Below are 22,566 nucleotides of genomic sequence, written 5' to 3' on the forward strand. Positions count from 1 at the left end.
CTAGAACTCGTAACGAACGCCAAACTGAATGCGCCAGATGCTGTTGTTGACAAACGTGTCCGCTTCACCAGCTGATGGATTGAAGTTCGTTATGACGTAACGACCTTGATCATCAAACGCACCATCTACCAGATCAACCCGGCCATCAAAGCCGCCCAGTGCACGACGAACATTCCAGCCGCTGTCGATCATGTTCAGGAAATTCGAGAAGTCCGCGAACACCTCGACGCGATCTTCCTTGATCCCCGTCAGACTACCAATGAATGGCAGTTCCTGGCTGAGACGGAAATCGAGGTCGAAGAACCAGTCATTCCGGCATGTGTTTCGCGCAATGGATTCACCAGGCGTGAAGTCACAGTTCAGGTCGCTTACAACACCGGTTCCGTCATTAAGAGCAGCCAACAGCGCAGTTACTGCTGCCGGGTCGCTATCTGGTGAAAGGTTAGGATCGTTCAGGCCTGTCGGGATGTACAGCAGAGCGTTTTGCTCACGCGTACTGGCATCGTCGAAGAACGGGCGGCCATCGTCAAAAACGAGGCTGTACGGACGACCTTCCGACGCGCGGAAGAAGATGCCGAGACCAGTGCTATACCCATCGAAGAATTCCTCGCGGAAGAACATCGATGCAGTAAAGTTGTGCCGTGTTTCAAAGCCCGACTGCGAAACAGCAGGGCTCTGCCGATTAAACGCCGGGAAGTTATCAATCGTCGACGTTGCCGTTGATGAGCGGAAGTTGTTCGTCTGCTCACTGTCACTGAAGGCATAGCCAAAATTCACATTTACGCTGCCGTTTTCGGTGAAGATACCTTCACTGAAACGCTTAGTCAGAATGAATGATGCGTTGTGGCTGTCGAAGCTTGGCCCGTTGTTCAACTGAACAAAGTCATCGAGACTGGTGCCGAAGCACTCAGGTGTGACGTTTTCAAAGGTCGGCGGATTACCAGTCACAAATGTCGCATTACAACCGTCGCGAAGTGGATCGATTGGACGACGCAGCTCACGACCGTCGACGGTGAACCCGTTCAAGCCTAGGCTCGGATCGATCACCTGAACCAGATCGTTCACATTCAACGTGTCATTGAAACGCGTGTAGATGTAATCGAGGTTTACTTTCCAGTTCGAGAAGAACCCGGTTGCCGTACCGATGTCACTCGAGAAGCCGAGGTTAGCACGAACAGCCGTTGGAATGTCGAAATCCGGTGCGATTGACTGAAGGTCGCCGCCGCCCGCGGTCGCTCCGTACCGCGCCTGCATTAAGCGCACACTGTGGAAAGCCAGTGAATTGGCCACCCGTTACGACATCGATCTGGCCGGTAGCTGGATCAATCGTAAGATCAGCAGGATCACAATCCCCTGTGTTGCCATTCACCGATGCAAAGCCATCGTTCGAGAACGCGTTGGAGAAGTACACGACCGGATCACCGCCCGCAAAGATGCCAACGCCGCCAGTCAAGCGACTGTTCGAGAGGAAGCCATCATTGTCGAGTTCATACGTCGCAGAAAGACGTGGCAGGATTACAGGATCAGTCTTGCTGAACGAAACGGAATTGGTGAAACCGAAACGCTGCTGGAACAGTGGGTTCGGACGTGGCGCATCGCCGTCATACAGCTGAATACGAACACCGGCATTAACGCTCAGTTGGTCAGTCGCCTGCCATTCGTCCTGAACGAAGAACGACCAGATGCGGCGGTTAAACAGTGCCGCGGCATTGTTGATGTCGCCGTCGATGCCTGTGCGGATGGTGCCGCCGCCTGCATCACCGGAGATGATGTCGTCTGGACCGTCAAAGTCGCCGCCGGTGTTATTCGCCAGCAGTCCCTGCTCGAAATCATCCAGACCGTTGAAGAACAGCGTACCCGTTGCGTTGATCGCAAACAGGTTGAACACTTCGAGATCGTTCAGCTCTGCGCCAAACTTCAGGAAGTGACCTTCGCCAGCGTCAAAATTCATAACGAAGCGTGCTTGATCAATCTTTGTATCGAGCTGGTTAGCCGACCGGAAAATGCCGGGGCCAGTAGCGAGGCCGCCATCTTCCCCATCAGGGATCAAGCCATTGCTGCCATTAGGGAAGCCGACCACGAGACGCACTGTTGGATCGTCAGTTTGCGCTTCGTTAAAGCCCAGCGGACCCTGAACATCACCAACTTCAGCGCGGCTGAGACGAAGCTCAGTGGAGATCGTGTCAGTCCAATCGGAATAGAGACGAACTGAGTAATAATCTGACTCAGTGCCCTCATCTTCGAAGGAGTTGATACCAGTGAAGGTGTTGCCGCCAGCATCCTGTTCAACATTGGTCTCTTCAAGACGCTGATAGGTCGCCTCAAGACGGTGCTGATCATTGATCTGAGCATCCAGACGCCCAAAGTAACGCACGTTACCTTCAGGAAGCTGGGCAGGAAGCCCGCCAATGTCCTGGCCATACACGTCACGCGCGATTTGAGCGAAGCGATCAAATTGAGCCTGAGTTACAAACTCAACTTCATCCGCGGCGCCAGAACCGAAAGGCCCCTGGTTAAAACCGTCAGCAATTTTGACTTCTTCATAACCGAGCGAGAAGAACAGACGGTCTTTAATGATTGGACCTGAGAGTGTGGCACCCCAACGCTCTTCACGGCCTGCATTGATAGCACGGGTGGTGCCGTCCGCGTCCACAACTTCGTCGTTCTGCAGGCTTTCATCGAAATAGGTGTAGAACGCTGAGCCGGAGAACTCGTTCTGACCAGCCTTAGTAACGACATTGACCAAACAACCAGTAAAATCGGAATACTCAACGTCGAATGGCGCAAATTCAACCGAAGTCTGCTCAACCACGTCAAATGGCAGCGGCAGCGAGTTACGCGCCGCAAACGGCGTACCGTTCAGGCCGAAAACGTCAGATTGAATGATGCCGTCAACGGTGAACGTGTTGGTCCGGTCGTTGCCACCAAGGCACGAGATACGGTCGACATCGTTGCTCTGCTCAAGACTTACGCGCGGGTCGATCCGGATGATGTCGCGCACGTCGCGGGTAATGGACGGGAAGTTTTCCAACGTTACCGTGTCGAACGCTGTGCCAGGGCCAACGGCCAGCTGTGTTGCGCCAGCACGTGCGCCGGTGACGACGATCACATTGTCAGATGCGCCAGCAGCGCTTGAAGCGAGTGAAAAGCTGTAAGAGGTGTTACCGGAAATGCTGATGAACTGCTGCTCAACGGTCTGGCCCTCATAACCCGCCGCAGTCGCGGTGACTGTGTATGGGCCACCGGGAGGAAGCGAGCCGACGCGGAAGGCGCCATCATCGCCGGCTGTCAGCGTGCGCGTTTGGCCAGTCCGCGTGTCGGTAATGGTGACTTCGGCGCCGGCAAGTGGCGCGCCGCTTTCGTCAGTCACATCACCTTCGATGCCAGATGTAATTTGCTGAGCGGCGGCAGGCGTTGCCACCATGGCACCAGCGGTCAGGCTGACCGCAGATGCCGCGAGGAGATACTTAAGTTTCATCGAGAAGACCCCTTCGTCTCGGGAGAGTTTGAAACAAATGCGTTTTGATTCGGACCCGCGCAGACGGGCACGGCACCGCCAAGCTAGTGATTTGTTACAGAGTCAAGACGGTCCTTTGACCAATGTGGACAGCATTATGATGCACCGCACAAAAACCGCAGAAAACCACGGGTTTTACCCTGTGGCGAAAAGGCAACGCCGCAAAACTTTCACGGAAAGTCTGAATATCCCGCAACGATATCGGGGCACTTAGGCGACTCAGGCGAGGTTTATCTCGCGCAGCCGTCGCTGCAAAAAATCATGGCTGGAAATCGGATCGGGGTGATTGTCCGGCTGCGCAGGATCAATGCATTGAGGCAGTGTTTCGATCACAAAATCAGGCCGGAAATGCAGGAAAAACGGCATCGAATATCGCGCGCGATACGCTGCCTCTCCTTTCGGATTGACTACGCGGTGTGTGGTCGATCGCAAGCGCCCATTGGTGAGCCGGTCGAGCATGTCACCGACATTGATGACCAATGCGCCCCTTTCTGATCCAACGGCGTGCCATGTTCCCTCGGTTGTGAGCAGCTCCAGACCCGCTTCCTCAGCGCCAAGCAGCAAAGTGATCGTGTTAATATCACCATGCGCGGCAGCACGAATCGCACCCTCGGCTTCTGCACCTTCCAAAGGTGGGTATCGCAGCAGCCGCATAACCGAATTGCCATCCTCTACTGTCGCGGCGAAATACTCCCGCGGCAAACCGAGATGAAGCGCTATTGCCTCCAGAACGCGGCCACCCGCTTCCTCGAACGCGGCATAAAGCTCAGTGAATGTCTCTTCAAAGCCATCAACCTCTGCAGGCCAGATGTTGGGCGCCATAAACTCAGACAAAGGATGGCCCTCAGGCAGGCTGCGCCCCACATGCCAGAACTCTTTCAGGTCGTGGACCTTCGCGTCTTTGGCTTTCTCTGTGCCAAATGGGGTGTAGCCACGCGCACCGCCGCCGCCCTCGATCTTATACTTTCGCTTCACCTCGTCAGTCAGAGCAAAAAACTGTTTCGACAGTGCCTCTGCCCGATCAATGAGATCTTGCGGGATGCCGTGATCCCGGACCACGCCGAAACCAAATTCGGCAAAGGATTGGCCCAATTCATCAGCAATTTCTTCAAGCGGGCGAGCGAGCGATACGGATGCAATTTCAGACATGGCAGCCTATTTAGTACGGCAGGAACAAGCCCGCCAGTGCCGCGCTCATTAAATTGGCGAGCGACCCCGCCGCCAGCGCGCGCAGGCCCAATTTCGCGATTACCGGACGCTGGTTGGGAGCGAGCCCGCCAGTCACCGCCATCTGGATGGCGATGGATGAGAAATTGGCAAAACCACACAGCGCAAAGGTTACGATGGCACGACTACGTTCGGTCAACTCGCCCGCTTGCATTGCGCCCAGATCGATGAAGGCCACGAACTCATTGAGGACGATCTTGGTACCAAACAGGCCACCGGCGACCTGCGCCTGATTCCAGTCGGCAATCCCGATAAGGAACATGACGGGCGCGAATACAAAACCAAGCAATTGCTGAAAGCTGACATCAGGATAGCCAAACCAGCCGCCAATCCCACCAAGAATGCCGTTGGCGAGCGCGACAAGAGCAACAAACACCATGACCATCGCGCCCACTGCCACCGCCAGCTTCACGCCGGTTTGCGTACCTTGCGCAGCCGCCTCGATGACGTTGGCGGGCTTGTGCCCTTCCTCAAATGTTTCGGCTACCTCGACTTCCGGGGCTTTGCCTCCTTCAACCAAAGAGCCGGGGCCTTCTGCGCTGATCCGTGCATCGGGCAACACAATTTCAGACAGTTCCGCCGCGTCGCGCGCCAGCTCGCTTTCATCATCTGGCATGATGATCTTTGCCATCAGGATACCGCCCGGCGCTGACATAAACGCCGCAGCCAACAGAAACGGCACAGCTTCCGACCCAATGAAACTCGCATATGCCGCCAGAATTGTTCCCGCGACACCGGCCATGCCGACACTCATGAGAGTGAACAGGCGGCTAGGTGTGAGTGCAGCCAGATAAGGCCGCACAACCAGCGGGCTTTCCGACTGACCGACAAAAATGTTGGCCGCGCTGCCCAAAGCCTCGACTTTGCTGATCCCGGTAATCCAGCCAATCGCACCGCCGACCCAGCGCACCAATCGCTGCATGATGCCCCAATGATAGAGGATCGAAACAATCGCCGCGAAAAACACGATCACTGGCAATGCCGCGATCACAAATGTGCTGGCAAACGGGTTAGCGTCCATAGAGCCAAACACCGCCTCGATCCCGACTTTGGAATAATCGAGCAGCGCAATCACGCCATCGGAAAGAAACTGAATTGCACTGACGCCGAAGGGAGTGCGTAGAACCAATAACGCCATGAGCGCTTGCAACGCGAAGGCTGCGCCGACAACGCGCGGTTTGATCCGTTTCTTGCCAGTCGACAGCAGAAACGCGATCAGCAGAATTGCGGCAATGCCCAAAAGGCTCGTCAGAAATGGTGGCATGATACCCCTCAATAGTTCCGCGCCCGCCCGATCCCGGCGATGATGGCTGCGGATGAATCGAACCGCTGTCTTGCGCGGACGCGCCCTTTAGTCAATTTCTGATGCGCGAAGACCTGTTTACGCACCAAGCCAAAGGCCATGATTTGCCATGACTGACGAGACCACGCCGCAGAGCGACGTACAGCCACCATCTTTCCCGCGGGGTTTGTTTCTCTTTTTGCTGATCTATGGCGGGATGACCGTGCTGGCGGGGGTCGTTGCATTCAAACAGGTTCAGTTATGGCCAAGCAATCTTGCGGTTGAGGCCGGTATATTCCCATTTCTGCTTCTCGTTGTCGTGTCGAGCACGATCGCCCAGCTCTATGGCAAGGCGACCGCAAACCGTTTGGTCTGGTTCGGCTTCATTCCCCTGGCGCTGTCGGCTGCGTTGATATTTTTGGTGCTGGGGCTGCCGCCTTCGCCAGAAATGACCGAGTTTCGCAGCGGTGACCTCGCTGCATTCGAAACCGTGCTTGGTCAAACCCCACGCATTTTGATGGCGGGTCCGTTCGCCTACATCACATCGCTGCTGCTCAATGTATGGATTTTCTCCAAACTGGCGGGGTCGGGCGAAGGCAATACTTTGGGCCTGATGATCCGCGGCGCAATTGCCAGCGCGCTAAGCCAAGCAATCGATTCGGTGATCTTCATCACATTGGCGTTTTATGGACAGTTCGACATTACTGACCTGCTAATTGGTCAGGTCATCGCCAAGGTCACGCTCAGCTTTGTGCTGGTGCCGTTCTTGATTACCGGCGGCGTTGCGTTGGCGAAGTGGCTGGATAGTAGGGAGTAGTTTTTTTAGCCTCAAGCGCCGGCGTTCGCGTCCGCTCACTTAGGCTTCCGCGCCATTCGGCGCGACGGGCAGACGCCCTTGCGGCTCGCTACTCGCTCGCCGGACTATTCCCGGCCAATACTGCTGATTTAGTCGCGAAGCACGGTCAACGACTAGGTGACCGCAAGGCCAAAGGCCGTCCGCAGCGGCGCGGACTTGTCCGCAAGTCGCGAGGATATCGCAGCACGGAGGTGCTGCGGAAACAAAACTCACGCAGAACAGCTGGCCCCGCCAAGCACACAAAACCGCGCGCAATGCGGGTGGTTAAGCGCTACATGCTGCGAGGCCTCGGCCAGTGTGTCGCCCAAATCGAAATCCGCCTCATAGGGAAGCAGAGTACATGCCGCGACGCGCGGCGCCGGCTCACCCTTGCGATGCACGACCATCCGGCTGGCCGAACACATCACATCGTTCGGTGATTTGTTCAGGATGCTCCAGCACGCGGTCGTAATCTCAGCGATGTCTTTGCCTGCGTCCATCTCGGGAAACAGTACCAGCCGCATCGGATCGCTCGCATCTATCGCTATGCCTTCGCGTTCCAGCATTGCCGCGTAGTGTCGGCGCCCTTCTGCATCGGTCTCATGCGGCAACATTCGCCCCGCCACTGCCAGTGAAAAGCCATTTTCAGACAGCCAGCGAAGGCCATCCATGCCGCCATTCCATGCGCCTGCGCCGCGTTCCGCATCGTGAACCGGTTGCGTGTGATGATCGAGGCTGATGCGCATGGTAAGTTTGTTGCCAAAGCGTTCTTTCAGATCGAGCAGTTCGCTTTCATAGCGACGCATGGGCTTCATCGCGTTCGAGAGGACCAGGGCCTCAAACCCGCGTTCCAGCACATCGGTGAGCATCGTCACGAACTCAGGGTTCATGAAAGGTTCGCCGCCGGTAAAACCGATCTCGCGCGTGGCCAGATTGTCACGCTCAATCTCATCCAGATAACGCGCAATATCGACGGCGTTGATGTAGACCAACGCGTCATTGGTCGGGCTGCTTTCAATATAGCAGTTGGTACAAGCCAGATTACACAGCGTGCCCGTGTTGAACCACAGCGTATCAAGCTTGGTAAGCGGCACCGATGCGCGGGGCTCGCCCTTGGCGGTCCATCTAAGATCAGCGAACTTCTCGCGCGGAAGAGGCGCCGCCTCAATCGCGAATGGTGATGGTCCAACAGGTGCATTGCGGGTTTTACTGCGCGACGCAGTTTGGCTCTCACTCATGCAAACATCCGGCGCAGCTTGGCGACAAAGGCCACATACTTTTTCGGTAAGGAGCCGAAAACGGTCGGCTCCCACGCGGCAAAAGCAACCGCCTTGGTGATCTCGCTGCGCGTCGGATAGCTGATCACGGCAGAGCCCAGCGCGAAGGTGCTGGTCTTCCCTGTGATCGATTGTGTCAGCGGCAGCAGAAGTTCGCCCGCTCCCTTGCCGACAATGCTCGCGCCGAGCACTTTCTTGCCTTTGAGGATGACTTTCATATGCCCCTTGGTCGCGCCTTCTGCGATGGCGCGTTCATTGTGATCGAACCCTTCTTTGACCACGGTGATCGCATCGCCGTGCGCCTCGCGGGCCTCTTTCTCGGTCATGCCGATCTGCGCCACTTCTGGATCGGTATATGTACACCAGGGCAGCGCCGCCCAATCGACTTTCGTCGGTAGACCGGTGGTGATTTCGAGTGCCACGTTTGACCCTTCATAACCCGACACATGGGTCAGGCGTGGGCCATCGCGGCAATCGCCGATTGCGTAGATCGACTTGATTGAACTGCGCCGCCGCGCGTCGACCTTGATCCCATTGCGCGCCATTTCGACGCCGAGCTCTTCCAAGCCGAAACCCGTGGCATTGGCTTGCCTGCCAACGGCGACCAATAGATGACTACCTGACAGTGTGTCGCCATTATCGACATGAACTGAGATCGCGCCTGCCGCACCTTCGACTTTGGTTGCCTTGCCATCAACGAAAACGACCCCCTCATCGGCCATCGTTTCCGCCACCACCGCGACAGAGTCTGGATCATCCCGACCCATCAGCGCGCCGGGATTGATCACGGTCACCGCGCTGCCCAACCGGCGGAAGCTTTGCGCCATCTCCATGCCGATCACGCCGCCACCGATAATGATCAGGTGCCCAGGCTGTTCGGTCAGATCAAAAAGGTTCTCATTCGTCAGGTATGGCACATCACCAATGCCATCGATGGGCGGGACAAACGGCTTTGATCCAGTCGCAACCACGATGCGCGGCGCAGTGAGCGTCCGTCCACCAACTTCGACGGAGTGCTTGCCCGTCACCCGCGCCCAATCGCGAATGACTTCGCAGCCCATCTCTTCAAACCGTTCCTGCGAATCATGCGGAGCAATCTCGGCAATCGCGTCGTGCACGAATTTGTGCACGCCGGTCCATTCGACTTTGGGCTCAGCTAGAGTGACGCCATGGCGCTCGGTCACGCGCGCCTCGACCGCGCGTTTCGCCGCTGTGATTAGCGCCTTTGACGGAACGCAGCCATTGTTGAGGCATTCGCCGCCCATATGGTTGGCCTCGATCAGCACTGTTTTGAGGCCAAAAAGCGCGCAACCACCCGCAGCAGTCAGGCCAGCAGCCCCGCCACCTATCACAATAACATCATGGGAGAATTTCATGGTCTTGCCCCGTAACCTAATTTCGTGGAAATGCGAACTAACCTCTGACTCATGGGTCGCATCCACGATCTCATTCGCCGCGAAAGGCCGCATCGTTACATGAATATTGAAAACAGCCGGGATTACTACGGCAAAGTCCTGCAGGGATCTGATGATCTCAAAACCGATGCTTGCTGCACGACCGAGGCACCACCAACGGAAATCCTCAACGCTTTACGCAACGTCCACGAGGAGGTGAAGGCGCGCTATTACGGCTGCGGCCTGGTCGCACCACAAGCGATTGAGGGGTGCCATATCCTCGATCTGGGGTCCGGTAGCGGGCAAGACGCGTATTTGCTGGCGCAGCTTGTCGGCGAACATGGCTCCGTCACCGGGGTCGATACAACGCCCGAACAGCTCGCTGTCGCACGCGAGCATGAGGAATGGCACCGCGAACGCTTCGGTTATGCCAAATCGAATGTCGCCTTCGTCGAGGGCGATATTGAGAAGCTGGACCAGCTCGATCTGCCGGAAGGGCATTTCGATGTGGTCGTGTCCAACTGCGTGATCAATCTGGTGGCGGACAAAGAGGCGGTGTTCAAAGCTGCGTTCAAGCTGTTGAAGGAAGGCGGCGAGCTGTACTTCTCGGACGTGTATTCAGAGCGGCGCGTGCCAGAAGAACTGCGCAACGATGCTGTGCTACATGGCGAATGCCTATCAGGTGCGCTCTATTGGGGTGACTTCGTCGATCATGCGAAAAAAGCTGGTTTCACTGATCCACGCTTGGTGACCAGCCGCCCGCTCGAAATCAATGACCGGGTTATCGCGCAGAAACTTGCCGGGATCGATTTCCATTCCGCAACCTATCGTCTGTTCAAATTACCAACCCTCGAAATGCAGTGTGAGGACTATGGGCAGGCCGTACGCTACAAAGGCACGGTTGCGGGGCAAGAGCGGGTCTTTAGCCTGGATGGGCATCATCATATAGAAAAGGGACGCATTTTCCCGATTTGCGGTAATAGCTGGAAGATGCTGGCCGACACGCGCTTTGCCGAGCATTTCGAGTTCCTCGGCGACTTCAGCACGCATTATGGCGTGTTCCCAGATTGTGGTATCTCCGTGCCTTTCGGTGCCACTGGTGGAGACCCTGAAGAGACGGCAGCACCCTGTTGCTGAACATTCTGGTTACAGGCGCCGCCGGGTTGGTCGGCGGGGAAGTATGCGCGCGTCTGGTTGCTGCCGGGCACAGTGTCACCGCGCTCGTCCATCGCAATCACGATATTCGCGCCAATGACAGATCAGCAGTGGCGGTTGCGCGCACGATCAGCGGCGATGTTTCGCAGGAACGCTTTGGTTGGGACGCGGAAGAATTCGCCGCGATTGGCGATGCTCATGATCTGCTGATCCATTGCGCCGCGACCGTGCGGTTCGACCTGGCCGAGGCGGATTATCAGGCAGTCAATGTTGGCGGAACGGCCAATGCGCTGGCTCTCGCAAGCGCGGGCCATATGGCGTTTCTGCATGTCAGCACGGCCTATGTGTGCGGCACGCGCGATGGCGTGATCACTGAGAGCGACGCGCTGCCCGATACAGGCTTCGCTAACGGCTATGAAGCCAGCAAAGCGGCAGGCGAACGGTTAGTCCAAGCAAGCAATCTTGACTGGGCCATCGCGCGACCATCCATTGTGGTCGGCGCGCATGAAGCGGGCACAATCCGCCAATTCGACACCACCTACGCCGCGTTCAAGCTCATCGCAGAGGGGCGTGTGCGGCACATGCCGGCGCGTGCTGGTGCAACGCTCGACTTTGTCCCGATTGATCATGTCGCGGGCGGGATCGTCACCATTGCGGGTGATATGGAGCGGGCGAAGGGCAAGACCTACCACCTCGTTTCAGGTCAGCCTCTACCCGTAGAGAAATTTACCGGCGTTATTGGCGCGTACCCGCATTTTCACGAGCCGGAGTTGGTGCCACCGCAGGACTTCGATCCCAGCATGCTTCCGGCACTCGAACGCCGACTATTTCGGCGCGTGGCAGGACTCTACGCCAGCTATTTCCAGCGTGACCCGCATTTTGATGGTGCGCAATTTCGCGCCCTAAGCGGCTATGGCTGCCCCAAGACCGGTGAAGCTTTTGTGCGTCGCCTGATCGACTATTGCATTGAGGCAGAGTTTCTCGCCGCACCAGTTCAGCAAAGGGCCTAGAGTTTAACCGTCATTGCGAGGAGCAAAGCGACGAAGCAATCCAGTGTCCTAACCGTGCAGACCCGGAACGCAGCATTCTAGATTGCTTCGCTCCGCTCGCAATGACGAGACGATATGAAGCAAAAACCTTGCACTACCTCACATCAGGATAATGCTCGGCCATCCGTTTTCGCAGGCCAAACGTCCATAGCATTCCGACTTTGAAGTAGATCCAGTTTGCCCTGAAAGGCCCCCATTCGGCGATCCGGCGATCAGATGTCTCAACCCAGCGCGGCACCAGTTTGGTCCGGCCAAGCGTCGCGAATTTCACACATAGATCCGCCTCCTCCATCACTGCATCGCTTGGCGTGCAGCCATCGACGCTCAAGAAATCCGCCCTGCGAAAAAACATCGCGTGGTCGCCAAACAGCAACCTCACTCCGCGCGCAAAATGATGCGGACGGGTGAGCAGCGGGGCGTACCAGGTCTTGATCCAGTTATGGAATGTAGTGCCCCAGCGCGTCTTCTCCGGCCCTTTGATGAGCGGCGTAAAACTGGCCAGCGCAATACGGTTATCGCTCAGAGTATCCTCAATCACCTGGACCATATCGTCAGGTGGCAATGTATCGGCGTGCAACACCACCACCTTGTCCCCGCGCGCCGCCGCGACGCCTGCGTTGATCTGCAAGGCACGGCCACGTTCTGCTGAAAGCACACGCCAACCGGCCTCCTCTGCCACGCTCACAGTTGCATCCTCGCTGCCGCCATCGACGAGCAATATCTCCGTTGGCTTAGGATCAAGTTCCACCAACCGCGCCGCCAATATGGGCAGCGCAGTTTCTTCATTGAGCGTGGGGATGAGAACGGTGACGCTCAAGGTTCGAACTCCGGATAGCGCGCGACGTCTTCGGGCGTGTCGATATCGTCAAGCGCTTCAAGCACCGTTGGCTTTAGCTCATGCAGCGCCAATCGGCGAAGCGTCTCAGGCAAAACCTCTGCCGTGCTCCATGGCATATCGTTGAACAGAAATGGCATCGGACGCGCGAGACCCAGCAGATAGTATCCGCCATCATTGGCCGGGCCGATGACCGCAGGATTAGAGTGCAGGGCGGTGGCAGCTTGGCGCAAAATATTCGCGCTCAATCGCGGGCAATCGCTCCCAATCAGCAGCGTAGGCGTCGGCACGCGAGCGAGCTTGGCACCCAGATCGCCATCGCCTTGATCAACCAACGCCAGATCGTGACCCAACCAGCCGTGAAACGCTTCTGCCGCGCCGCCAGTCACGCGCAACTCCACCGGCAAACCACTCGCCCGCGCCTCGCGCACGGTATGCTCTAACAGCTTTCGGTAAACAGCAGTTGCGCCCTCTGCGCCAAGTCCCGGGATTAACCGTGTTTTGGCTTTCCCCGGCTCTGGCCAGCGTGCAAATATCGTAACAGTCGGATCAGTCATGCTGTGCCCGCGTTAACGCAAGCGCTAGCGGGATCAACCCAAACTGCTCAGCTGCTTTTAGGGGGCATCGGTATAAGCTTCGGCGTGTTCTTCTTGTACGCCTGATATTCTGGGTCATCACCCCAGCGCTCTTTGCCCTGCTTTTCCTGCAGGTTGATACCGCTAATTTTCGTTAGCAGCAGATAGATCAGCACCGGCGATGCAATGACCAGATAACCTGTGCTCGACAAGAGTGGCCACGCCATAATCAGAATGCCAACCCACAAGGTTATCTCGCCAAAATAGTTGGGGTGCTGCGACCATTTCCATAGGCCGGTATTGATAAAATCACCTTTGTTCGACGGGTCTTCCTTAAACGCGGACTTCTGCCAATCGGCAGCGACCTCGATAGTGAAACCAGCCAGCCAAACCACGGCGCCGGCCCAGAAAAATACATCCAATGGCACACGCTCAGCTGATGAGATAATCACAATCGCCGCCGACGCGCTGACCGTGGCCCAGAGCGCCTGCAGAGTCCACGCGGTGAAGAAACGTGTCGGATTGGTCTTGATTTGGTCGAACCGGCTGTCGCCACCTGACTTTCCCACTCGCATGAACAGGAAACCACCGAGGCGGGCGGCCCATGTCGCGACCATCGCCGCAGCGACTATCGCCCTCCAATCAAGTGGCGCCGAGAGATAGGAGGCGACCGCGATGATCGAAAGATAGGTCAGCGAACCAACAAGGTCATAATACTTTTCTTGTTGAGCAATTGCGGCGGGCACAAAGGCAATCCAGTTCACCGCAAAAGCGACCAATGCGCAGACGAAGAAAATCGGATAGCCGAACGCGGTCTTTCCATTGATGCCTGCGTAATAAGCGAAAGCCAGCCCCAGCGTTGTCACGACAGCTGCAACTGTCAGGCTGATCATCTTCTTTTTTGCGCTTGCCATAGCGGCTCCCTGAAAAGCGGTGGGCTGCACCACAGTATCTGTCTCGCTCAACCTTTAAGCAGGCTGGTCTGTTCCCGGCAATTTACGGTAAAGCGTCAGGAAAAGACGCGAGCTGGCCAGCTCAGGCCGCTTTGCGGAATGGCAGCAATCTGCCTTTGCGCTGCTTTACGGATTTAGCGAGCCAGCCACCTTTTTGGCGGGCGGTCAGCGCTTTCAATTCTGTTGCCGCCTTTTGCAGCGAGATCTGTTCTGCGATCAGCGCTTGATAAATTTTGTCGGATGCACGGCGACGACGCACCGCATCGCTTGCATCGATAAAGCCTTCCGCTGCGTTAAGCAGGCCATCGACTTTATCGCTGAGCCAATTGGTATCGCCACTATCGTCTGGTGCGCCCTCATCGCTGCCTTCGAATTGCTGTAGCTGGGCAGCCAGGCGCACCTCGATAGCATCCAATTGCTTGGCCGAGATGGTGCCCATCTGGCCGACGGTACGGCGCGCAGCGGTTAACGCATCGCGCACTTCCCTCTCACTCAGCGCGCCATATTCCTGAAAGCCTGCCAGCGTCCGGTAGCCGCGCTCAATCTCCGCTGGGTCATCGCTGCGTAATTGCTGGCACGCCTTCCACACAGTTTCCCATGCCTGCCAGCGATAGACCCAATCAAGCCCGGTGCCCTTGATGTTCTGCATGCCCATAATCCGGTTCACAAGACCGGGCGGGGTTTGCTCTGCAACCAGACGAACGATGGCTTCGCCCTTGATGTAAAAATCGCGAACGGGCGACAACTTGGCCTTGAAGGCGCGCCCCATAAGATCTCGCATCTGATTGTCGAGCGCATCGTGATTGCCGCCAGCCTGCACCGTTTTGAGAAGGTCGGTATAGTCGCGGTGGAACCCAGCCATTGCTTCATAATGCGCAATAATCGCCTCGGCATTTGCAACGCCTGCATTGCCCAAGCTGTCGGCGAGACGACCTTCCTGCGCAGCCCGGACCGCGTCGTCGCCTGCGATTTTGTCAACCTGTGGTTTCAACATCGCTGCGAGAAGTCCATCCAGACTGTCCTGATCAAGTGGAATGCGTTGATGTTTGGCAAACTGCGCCAATCGCGCGGCGGGCTCTTCACCGTCCTCGAACATAGTCAATGACGCCGCATATCCCGCCCATTCCTCATCAATAAAGCCCATAAGTCCATCAATGTTTGAGCCTATCAGGAAATGGCGATCGGCGGCCACATCATGCACCAGCATACGCGCGAAAACGCGGCTGCGCGGCACTCGGTCTGCCCGGTTGTTGACGACGGTACTGACGAAAATCTCTGGGTCTTTGGCAAGGTCATGCTCGGCAAAGCCCATACGCGTCCAATTGCCCATCGCGCCAAAGCGTTCATTGGCGGACATGCCCATGACGAATTCAAGCGTGCGGCCATTCACGTCTGATCGCGGATAGGTTTTCAAAACTCCGAGGTCAGCAACCACGCGGTCCGACATCTCACGGACACAGAAATCCGCATCCAGCCCCAGCTCATCGCCCATCGCGGTGACCAGTGCGATGTTGTACGGGTGCTCTTCATAGGGGAACCGGTCGAGCAGATCCTGATGGACCAGCCCCGCCTCTTTCCAACCCACTGCACGCAGTTCTGTCCCGCCTTTGGCGGCGCCCTCTTCAAGAATTGGCAGCATTTCCTCTTCTGTCGTCAGCAACTGCGATCCATGCGGAATGAATTCGCACATCACCTCTGGAATGTTGCGACCAGCGGGCCCCTGAACGTCCTCGTGGTCGGGATAGGTATTGGTAATCGTGCCGATGTCGTCGCGCATCCAATCCTGCTGAAGGACGCGGACATAAGCCGGGTTAAGCCCCATACACTCCCACAGGAACACACGTGTTTTCAGACCCTTGGATGTCTTCAGCAGATTGAACTGCTCCCAAATTGTCGCCTTATCATAAGGGCGGAACAGAAACATCTCGGTCAGCCCGCCAAACGGCGTTCCGATCAGAAACATCGCCTCGCATCCGGTCGTTTTCGAGACGATTGACGGACCCACGGCATTCATCAGCCCGGCCTTAAGGCGTTCGGTCCCCGATTTGCCGCGTGTGCCCCAGCCGCCCAATGAGAGGCTGATCGATTTGCGAACACGCTTGGCCTGCCAGCCGAGAAGGGCATGCCGCCCAAAGAACCACGCGCTCGCCAGACACAAGAAAATGCCCAGCTCGAACAGATTGTTGGCGTAAACGGTCGTCGCGTAAGCAACCGCCTGATCCCAGAAATAGGGCAGCGCCGCGAAAATCCCGCCCGCGCTGTATAGCTTCACGATTTCCGGGTTAGGCTCTGTCTCGCCAGTATAGCCGCGAAATTCGACATCGATCCCAAATGCGCGCAATTGCACAAGAAACTCGTACCGGTTCGCGATTGCGCAGGCCAGCCAGCTCGGCGAACCTGCGAGAGATATTCCAGAATGCGCGCATACGGCGCACGGTCCCTGATGGAGGAGATATCTCAGTGATGCCCGCACTGGTGTAAACCTCCAGTGTCTTACCGCCATCAAGTGCCGACAATACCTGGTCGAGCAGCGGCAGATAATTGCGCCAACCACCTTCTGATGACTCCACCAGGGGCTCACCTGGAACCTTGGTCGGGGCCAGCTCAGCCATACGCGCGCTAGGCGCAATCATCGTCCCGAAATAGTGCCGCCCGGTTGTATGCAAGAATGCCTGACGTTTGTCCGTGGCCGAATTGCTACCTTCAAACAGAATGCGCCAGGCCCGGCGTTTCAACCACTCGCCGCGCTGAATACGCGGGGTACGGCCGGGCTGTAGCGACAGACCAAAATCGCGCTGCGCAAGGATCGCCATGACCCGCCCCACTTTCTCGCGATCAGACTTTACCCACGGCCTGAGCGCTTTAGCGCGGCGAATATCGGCCTCGAATTGATCCTTGGTGACGTCGCGCAGGATCATGGCAATTTCAAACGCATCAGTATCGGATGCGAGCCAGACCAACTCGCCCGCCTCGTCGGCCCAGCGCCGTAATTTCATCGAGATATCACGCCGGCGAAAAGTCGCCACTGCTTCAGCGAGCGAGACTAGAACAGCATCCAGCTGGCCATCTTCCACAAGGCGACAGTGCCGTGCTGTCTGCGCCGCCGCATCCAGTGCGATACGCAGAACAAACTCATCACTGTCATGTTTCAGGATGCGATCAATATGGAAAACATAATCGAGCGGCGCGATCCGTTTGAGCATGCGTGGAACGTCGGCAAAGATCGCCGCACGCACCTGCGGATCGCGATCAGTCCGCAGACGCTTAAACACTCCGGCTGCTTTGTCCGCTGGCAGCAATTGAACAGCGTCCGCGAATGCCTGACGCACGGCGCCGCTCGCATCATTGGAGAGCCGCGCCAATAGAGGACGTATGGCTTTGTTGCTGACATAATTCGCACAAAGCTGGCGCACCATATGGCGGCGCAGGAACAGCTCATTATCACGAACTTGCGCAGGCTTATCCGCGAGTTTGGCCCTGATCCGCCGCTCCATGACGGTCGGTACTGAACTGGGCGAAAGTGCCAGAAGTGCATCGAAAGCCGCGCACTGTACCCACACATCTTCTTTCTCGTCGAAACAGGCCCGGCGCGTCGCGCTGAGGATGGTGTCAAACCAAATGCCGTTGGGCCAGCGGTCAATCCGCCGTGCCATTGCCGCCAGACATAGGTGTGCGGCACGGCGTACGCGTGCATCGCCCCGCCAAACGCGCATATCGGCCAGCAGGTTATCAGATAATTCAACGAAGAAGGCACTTTCTACCATGGTGTGGTCTTCAGCCACCGCATCCGCAGCAATCAGCCCCAATCGCTCCAACCCATAGGCGAGCGCCCGCTCACGCTCGCCAATCCGCTTGTGCAAACGCTCAGTCACTGCATCGACGTCAAAGAAGGCGTCAAACGCTTTGGCGTCGCGGTTTACATCACGTTGTGAAGCACCAAGCTGACGTGCGAAGTCGAGGATGGCTGCCCGTTGCTCACTCTCGTCCAGCGCGCTCGTGAGTCTGCTTTGAAAAAGCTCTTCGGCCTTACCAAACGTCTCAATCCTGTCGCGCTGCTGGCGGCAATATTTCGCCACAACATGCGCATGCGGGCGAGCCGGAAGAGTCGCGCTGTCCGCCCCAGCCAACGCGATCACCTCATCGCGCAAGTCCGCGAAAACTGGTGCCATCTTGGGCGCATATCCCGCCTCAAGCCGTTCCGCCAAAGAACGCTCCGGCACCGGCTCATTCGCCAGGGGTGTCATTGTGGAAAGATCAGTGAGCGCCGTCATGCCGCGCTCTCCAAAAGACACTCTGTCAGTCGCGAGCGTAGCGCGTCATCAATCGTCATGTTTTCCCGCAGGTCAGCGGCAATCTCCAAATGGATAAAGCCGTCAAAGCCCTCTTCGCGCAGGACTCGACCCTGCGCATTGGTGAGCGCGCCAAGCTCGTTTGTCTCCAGCGGATATACCAGCGTCTTTCGCGGTGCGAAGGCGACACTGAGACAATCGGCCAGCGCCAAAACAGCGTCGCCGGGCTGCTCGGTTCCATTGCTGACAATCATCGCGGCATCGCGGGCAATATCGCTATCCCGCTTCGCCCCTTCAAAACCGTGCAATTGGACCACGCGCCCCGCCGGGTGTGTCTCGGCAAACGCAAGCGAGAAAGCCGTGAAGATGTGCATCTCCTCGCGCGCCAGATCAAACGCATTAACGCACTCATTATTTGGTCTTCGCGGTGCAGAATTCCATGCCGCCGCTTTTGCTCCAGTCTCAAGGAACAGCGTCGCAGCAAGTTGACCAGTGTGGCGATCAGACCCGCGATGCGGCGCGGTGATGGCCAATGGCAGTCCGCCATTCTTTCTCAGCCAATAGATGCCCTTGCCTGCGCATTCCGCCTGTTCTGAGAAAAGAGTGGCTTTCTCCACTTCGGGCAGGTCCGATTGCTTGAGCCCCAGTGCCGCCAAGGCGTCAGATGCAGCTGTGTCCCCTCCAATATACGCAGCGAATGCTGCTCGTGCTTCACGAAATTCCGCTGCATTGGGGTGAGCGATCTCTTCAACACCGCTGAATTTGGGAAAGAGCAAGGCCGCCGCGCCTGCGACAATGGCCGCTGCCGCTCCGCCAGCGATTACGGGGTTTGGAATGCTCATGGCATGCCCCCTGACCCGCAAGGAGCGTATCGCTCGAAGCCTCATACAAAACCAGTGCCTCAAAATCGCGCTTATCGATCCCAATCGGGCCGACCGAACGCCACAGATTGCTGCCCAGGAACAATTCTTCTTCGCGGGTCAGCATATCAACCGGGAAAGCATTCGGCTGCGTCAGCTGCTCACGCGTTTCATTTGTCAGGCGGCGGTAAGCCGCAATCGCCGCTGCGTCGGTACGCTGACAGCTGCGCAAAGACGCGTAAGTCCACGCCAACAACATCCTCATGCGATGCGATAACCGACACTTCGAGCCGGGTGGTCGGGGATGGGCTTTCAAAAACCAATTGATCCTGCTCCGCCACCAATTCAGGCCGCGTACGGAAAAAGCGCCATTTCTCGCCCGATGCAAAGACCTCGTCTGGCGAATCCGATTGCAGGTACACATCATGAGAAGCCAGCTCGTCGCCATTGGGCTTAAGCCAACGAACCCGCAAGCCGTAGACAAAGCCACCTTTACGGGCACGAGCCTTCTCGCGCACCGCCGGGTACACCAGCACCTTGGCGAGTGTCACAGGCTGCGAGAACGCGAATGCAATCGGGCGTTCTTCGGGAATTCTATAAGCAATCGACCGGCTGGAAATACGCGCGTCGCGCGCCGTCGAACTCTGCGCTTCGACCAAATAGTCCTTAAGCGGCAAGGCATATTCCTGTCCCGACCAGGCCGCCATGACCACGAGGCCAAAGAACAAAAGCGCGCGAAAGAGAAGCGTCAGGCTCATTGACGCCTCTTACGTTCTGGCATGAGCCAGCCAAGTGAGTAACGCCTACCGCTAGTCTCATCGAAATAGCGTGTCGCCATCCCCGGGCGGGTTTCGAGACCGGCAAAACCGCGTGAGTTATCGGCCAGCTCTGGCCGCAGCCCTGCCAGCCGCATTGACGACATCAGATCGTCAAGACCTTCTGGTGGAGGCCCAATCCGATCATTGGTGACCAGCACGTCGATCCCGCTGCGAACCTTTTTCACTTCACGTGGTGGCGCACGCAATTGGAAGATCATTGGACTTTCCACGCCCTCCTGCGAACGCACCCATTCCTGCCACACTACGTCAAACACTGTCCCGGATTCGCGCAGGAAGAAGTCCGTGAGCGGCGCAACGAACAATGCATCAGATTCCCAACGCCGATGAATGGCGGCACTGATACGTGGCGCCCGGTACGGTGCGGTCACGGCGATAGCCCAGCACACCCTTTTCGGGCGCTTCGCCCTCGGCCAAGAAAATATTGCCCTCGGCGCGCTCGCTAGATGCCAATCGCCAATGGCGTTTTCCAGCAACCTGACATGGCTCAATGGCCATCTCGCCGAGGCGTGCGAGTCGCATTGGCGATGATCGGTTTTGTCGCCTCGCGCGCGCCTTTGACAAAGGGTTCCGCCACCTCGAAACGCAGGTAAGCGAGCTCTTCCAGTTCGCTCCACCGTTCAACTTCATTACCTTGCGGTGCCAGGCGGCACCTCTCAAGATAGGTTGTCGCCGCCAAAGGCGTTCTGGCTTGTGCCATCGCCTCAATCGCAGGTCGGCTCAGAACAAGGTTCACCGCGTGATTGTTGGCCCCACGTCCCTCGACCGCCAATGCGACACCCAGATCAGGAATCGTACGACGGAGCCGGGTGATCTCAGCAACCGCAGCTGTGTTGTCAGAGAAATCGAAGCGTGATGGCTCGCCCCTTAGGGCTGCACCAAGCACAACCTGGGCAGTCTCGCTGTGATATTCAAAAATCTCGCTGACGCGGCGACCAACCATCCGGGTCACCGGCGTGGGAGCGCCGAACACCAGCCAGCGCGCGCTCTGATCAAGACGCAGCTCGTTTGCAGCGATGGCCAAGCCGGGAGCCTGGGTTGGATCGGGAACAACAATCGCGAGATCGCGCTGCGCCGCCGGATCAAACACCAGCACCTCGTGGCCGCGACCATCATCGCGCACGATTGCAAGCATGCCATTTTCTATGGAAAGTACACGCCACCCATCGACCGACTGATCAAATGCGGCGACCGCTGCAGAGGACATCACACCGGTCTCAAATTGCTCAATCAGATCCGCAAGATTCTGCACGCTGCTATCGGTCAGGGCACGCTCCGTCCCGCGAACAGCGCGCACATGCGCATCGCCAACGGCGTTGACCATCAAGGTATTGAGGCGTGGCGTAGATGTCTTGTTCCGAGCCTGACCAAGCTCGCCATCCTCTTCGCCAATTGTGCGATTGGTTGCAGCCGAGAGAGTAAAACCGACAATGTTGCCGAGTACCGCCCCGGCGAGACTAACCTGTAGGGTGGAACGCGCCAGACGCGGGAAGATATCTTTATCGTGTGCCTTGATGGCAATCAGGGTCGAAAGCAGATAACCAAAGCCAAAGAAATCCGTCGTCTTGATATCCAGACCTTGCCACACAATGACCCAACCGACGGCCATCTTCCACGCAAAGCTTATGTTGAAGAACAGGAGCAATTTGCGCCCACCCTCCATCGTGACGTTGGCCATCATTGGCAGCTTCAGAATAAGCCTGGCGATCACGTAAATCACGATCGCTTCAAGGAAGGAGGTGACAATTTTGCTCGGCTGATACCATTGCAGTGCAATAAGCGCCGGGATCAAAATGCCGGAGAAATCCCAGCCATATTTAACGTTGTAATGGCTCGCAATCAGCGCAGTTAGCGTAAGGATTATATAGGCTTTGGGGCTCGCGAGGATCGAACTCGCAAGCCCTTCATAGAGGTAATAGACACCGCTGATCCGGAAGTTGGTGACCTCCATCAACCCGTAACGGACAATCACGAACGTCAGAGCGATTGTCACGCCAACGGAAAATAGTCCACGTGCCAAACCCGGCTTCCAGAACAGGTTGGCGAGCAAAGAAATAATAATCAAACCAAAGCTTTGCAGGTTATCCTGCCAGTCAATTCGCCGATCAAAATTGTCTTCCATCCATGTCGCGAACTCAGGCAATAGCCATCCATCCAGCAGCAGACGCACAGCAATGCTAGCCAGGATCAAACCCATAAATCGATCACGCCCAAACAGGCTGGGGAAGCGCCCCCGACTGATTTTCTCTGAGAATACCCAGACGATCAGATACGCCAGGATCGCTTCCACGATGATGACGGCAGCGGCCAACGGCTTCACGATCACCAGCGGCACCAGATATCCGGGCACGACCAAACCGGACAGAACCCAGCCATAGCGCAAATTGAAAAAGCACATGACGAACACCCCGATCCACACGGTCGTGATGATCGAGCTGGCAAGCCCGCCCTCTGGGAATATGGTGAGAGGGAATAGCTCCAT

The 22,566-nt window shown here is 57.1% G+C and carries 18 protein-coding genes; 3 read left to right on the forward strand and 15 right to left on the reverse strand.

Annotated features, from left to right (window positions below):
* The 4 genes from ACZ1GM_RS00495 to ACZ1GM_RS00510 form a co-directional block, all read right to left on the reverse strand.
* The gene (locus ACZ1GM_RS00495) at positions 1 to 1,254 is read right to left on the reverse strand and encodes a hypothetical protein (RefSeq protein ID WP_472677270.1); all 1,254 of its coding nucleotides are present in this window, start codon (positions 1,252 to 1,254) and stop codon (positions 1 to 3) included.
* Positions 1,166 to 3,478: a TonB-dependent receptor gene (locus tag ACZ1GM_RS00500; RefSeq protein ID WP_472677271.1), complete on the reverse strand. Its 2,313-nt coding sequence runs from the start codon at positions 3,476 to 3,478 to the stop codon at positions 1,166 to 1,168. The genes ACZ1GM_RS00495 and ACZ1GM_RS00500 overlap by 89 nt, the downstream gene beginning before the upstream one ends.
* 258 nt (positions 3,479 to 3,736) lie before the next feature.
* Positions 3,737 to 4,666, reverse strand: a complete 930-nt coding sequence (locus ACZ1GM_RS00505; protein ID WP_472677272.1) for an isopenicillin N synthase family dioxygenase — start codon at positions 4,664 to 4,666, stop codon at positions 3,737 to 3,739.
* 10 nt (positions 4,667 to 4,676) lie between these two features.
* Entirely contained in the window at positions 4,677 to 6,008 is a 1,332-nt protein-coding gene (locus ACZ1GM_RS00510) for a NupC/NupG family nucleoside CNT transporter (protein WP_472677273.1), read from the reverse strand.
* Positions 6,009 to 6,156: 148 nt separating this feature from the next.
* Between ACZ1GM_RS00510 and ACZ1GM_RS00515 the strand changes: the two genes are divergently transcribed.
* Positions 6,157 to 6,843 carry a queuosine precursor transporter gene (locus ACZ1GM_RS00515; RefSeq protein WP_472677274.1) on the forward strand — a complete coding sequence of 229 codons (687 nt, stop codon included), beginning with the start codon at positions 6,157 to 6,159 and terminating at the stop codon, positions 6,841 to 6,843.
* 248 nt (positions 6,844 to 7,091) lie between these two features.
* Here ACZ1GM_RS00515 and ACZ1GM_RS00520 read toward each other — a convergent pair whose 3' ends face one another.
* Positions 7,092 to 8,099, reverse strand: a complete 1,008-nt coding sequence (locus ACZ1GM_RS00520; RefSeq protein WP_472677275.1) for a radical SAM protein — start codon at positions 8,097 to 8,099, stop codon at positions 7,092 to 7,094.
* Complete coding sequence (locus ACZ1GM_RS00525) at positions 8,096 to 9,514, reverse strand: dihydrolipoyl dehydrogenase family protein (protein ID WP_472677276.1); 1,419 nt, start codon at positions 9,512 to 9,514, stop codon at positions 8,096 to 8,098. Before ACZ1GM_RS00525 ends, ACZ1GM_RS00520 begins: the two co-directional genes overlap by 4 nt.
* 99 nt (positions 9,515 to 9,613) lie before the next feature.
* Between ACZ1GM_RS00525 and ACZ1GM_RS00530 the strand changes: the two genes are divergently transcribed.
* Both ACZ1GM_RS00530 and ACZ1GM_RS00535 read left to right on the forward strand, forming a co-directional pair.
* Positions 9,614 to 10,669 (forward strand): methyltransferase domain-containing protein, encoded by a 1,056-nt coding sequence (locus ACZ1GM_RS00530; protein ID WP_472677277.1) that lies wholly within the window; start codon positions 9,614 to 9,616, stop codon positions 10,667 to 10,669.
* A complete protein-coding gene (locus ACZ1GM_RS00535) occupies positions 10,663 to 11,697 on the forward strand; it encodes an SDR family oxidoreductase (RefSeq protein WP_472677278.1) in 1,035 nt (344 codons plus the stop codon). The genes ACZ1GM_RS00530 and ACZ1GM_RS00535 overlap by 7 nt, the downstream gene beginning before the upstream one ends.
* A gap of 133 nt (positions 11,698 to 11,830) precedes the next feature.
* Here ACZ1GM_RS00535 and ACZ1GM_RS00540 read toward each other — a convergent pair whose 3' ends face one another.
* From ACZ1GM_RS00540 to ACZ1GM_RS00580, 9 genes are all read right to left on the reverse strand, one after another.
* Positions 11,831 to 12,553 carry a glycosyltransferase gene (locus ACZ1GM_RS00540; protein ID WP_472677279.1) on the reverse strand — a complete coding sequence of 241 codons (723 nt, stop codon included), beginning with the start codon at positions 12,551 to 12,553 and terminating at the stop codon, positions 11,831 to 11,833.
* Positions 12,550 to 13,128, reverse strand: a complete 579-nt coding sequence (locus tag ACZ1GM_RS00545) for a TIGR04282 family arsenosugar biosynthesis glycosyltransferase (protein WP_472677280.1) — start codon at positions 13,126 to 13,128, stop codon at positions 12,550 to 12,552. Before ACZ1GM_RS00545 ends, ACZ1GM_RS00540 begins: the two co-directional genes overlap by 4 nt.
* Positions 13,129 to 13,175: 47 nt before the next feature.
* On the reverse strand, positions 13,176 to 14,060 hold the full coding sequence (locus tag ACZ1GM_RS00550; protein ID WP_472677281.1) for a DUF1295 domain-containing protein: 885 nt from the start codon (positions 14,058 to 14,060) through the stop codon (positions 13,176 to 13,178).
* A 121-nt stretch (positions 14,061 to 14,181) separates the two neighbouring features.
* Complete coding sequence (locus tag ACZ1GM_RS00555) at positions 14,182 to 16,446, reverse strand: hypothetical protein (protein WP_472677282.1); 2,265 nt, start codon at positions 16,444 to 16,446, stop codon at positions 14,182 to 14,184.
* On the reverse strand, positions 16,382 to 18,370 hold the full coding sequence (locus ACZ1GM_RS00560) for a hypothetical protein (RefSeq protein ID WP_472677283.1): 1,989 nt from the start codon (positions 18,368 to 18,370) through the stop codon (positions 16,382 to 16,384). Before ACZ1GM_RS00560 ends, ACZ1GM_RS00555 begins: the two co-directional genes overlap by 65 nt.
* Positions 18,367 to 19,230: a hypothetical protein gene (locus ACZ1GM_RS00565; protein ID WP_472677284.1), complete on the reverse strand. Its 864-nt coding sequence runs from the start codon at positions 19,228 to 19,230 to the stop codon at positions 18,367 to 18,369. The genes ACZ1GM_RS00560 and ACZ1GM_RS00565 overlap by 4 nt, the downstream gene beginning before the upstream one ends.
* A gap of 188 nt (positions 19,231 to 19,418) precedes the next feature.
* Entirely contained in the window at positions 19,419 to 20,006 is a 588-nt protein-coding gene (locus ACZ1GM_RS00570; RefSeq protein ID WP_472677285.1) for a hypothetical protein, read from the reverse strand.
* Positions 20,003 to 20,455: a hypothetical protein gene (locus tag ACZ1GM_RS00575; protein WP_472677286.1), complete on the reverse strand. Its 453-nt coding sequence runs from the start codon at positions 20,453 to 20,455 to the stop codon at positions 20,003 to 20,005. Before ACZ1GM_RS00575 ends, ACZ1GM_RS00570 begins: the two co-directional genes overlap by 4 nt.
* A 116-nt stretch (positions 20,456 to 20,571) precedes the next feature.
* Complete coding sequence (locus tag ACZ1GM_RS00580) at positions 20,572 to 22,566, reverse strand: poly-gamma-glutamate biosynthesis protein PgsC/CapC (protein WP_472677287.1); 1,995 nt, start codon at positions 22,564 to 22,566, stop codon at positions 20,572 to 20,574.

The sequence above is a fragment of the Qipengyuania sp. JB2-7 genome (assembly GCF_055693485.1).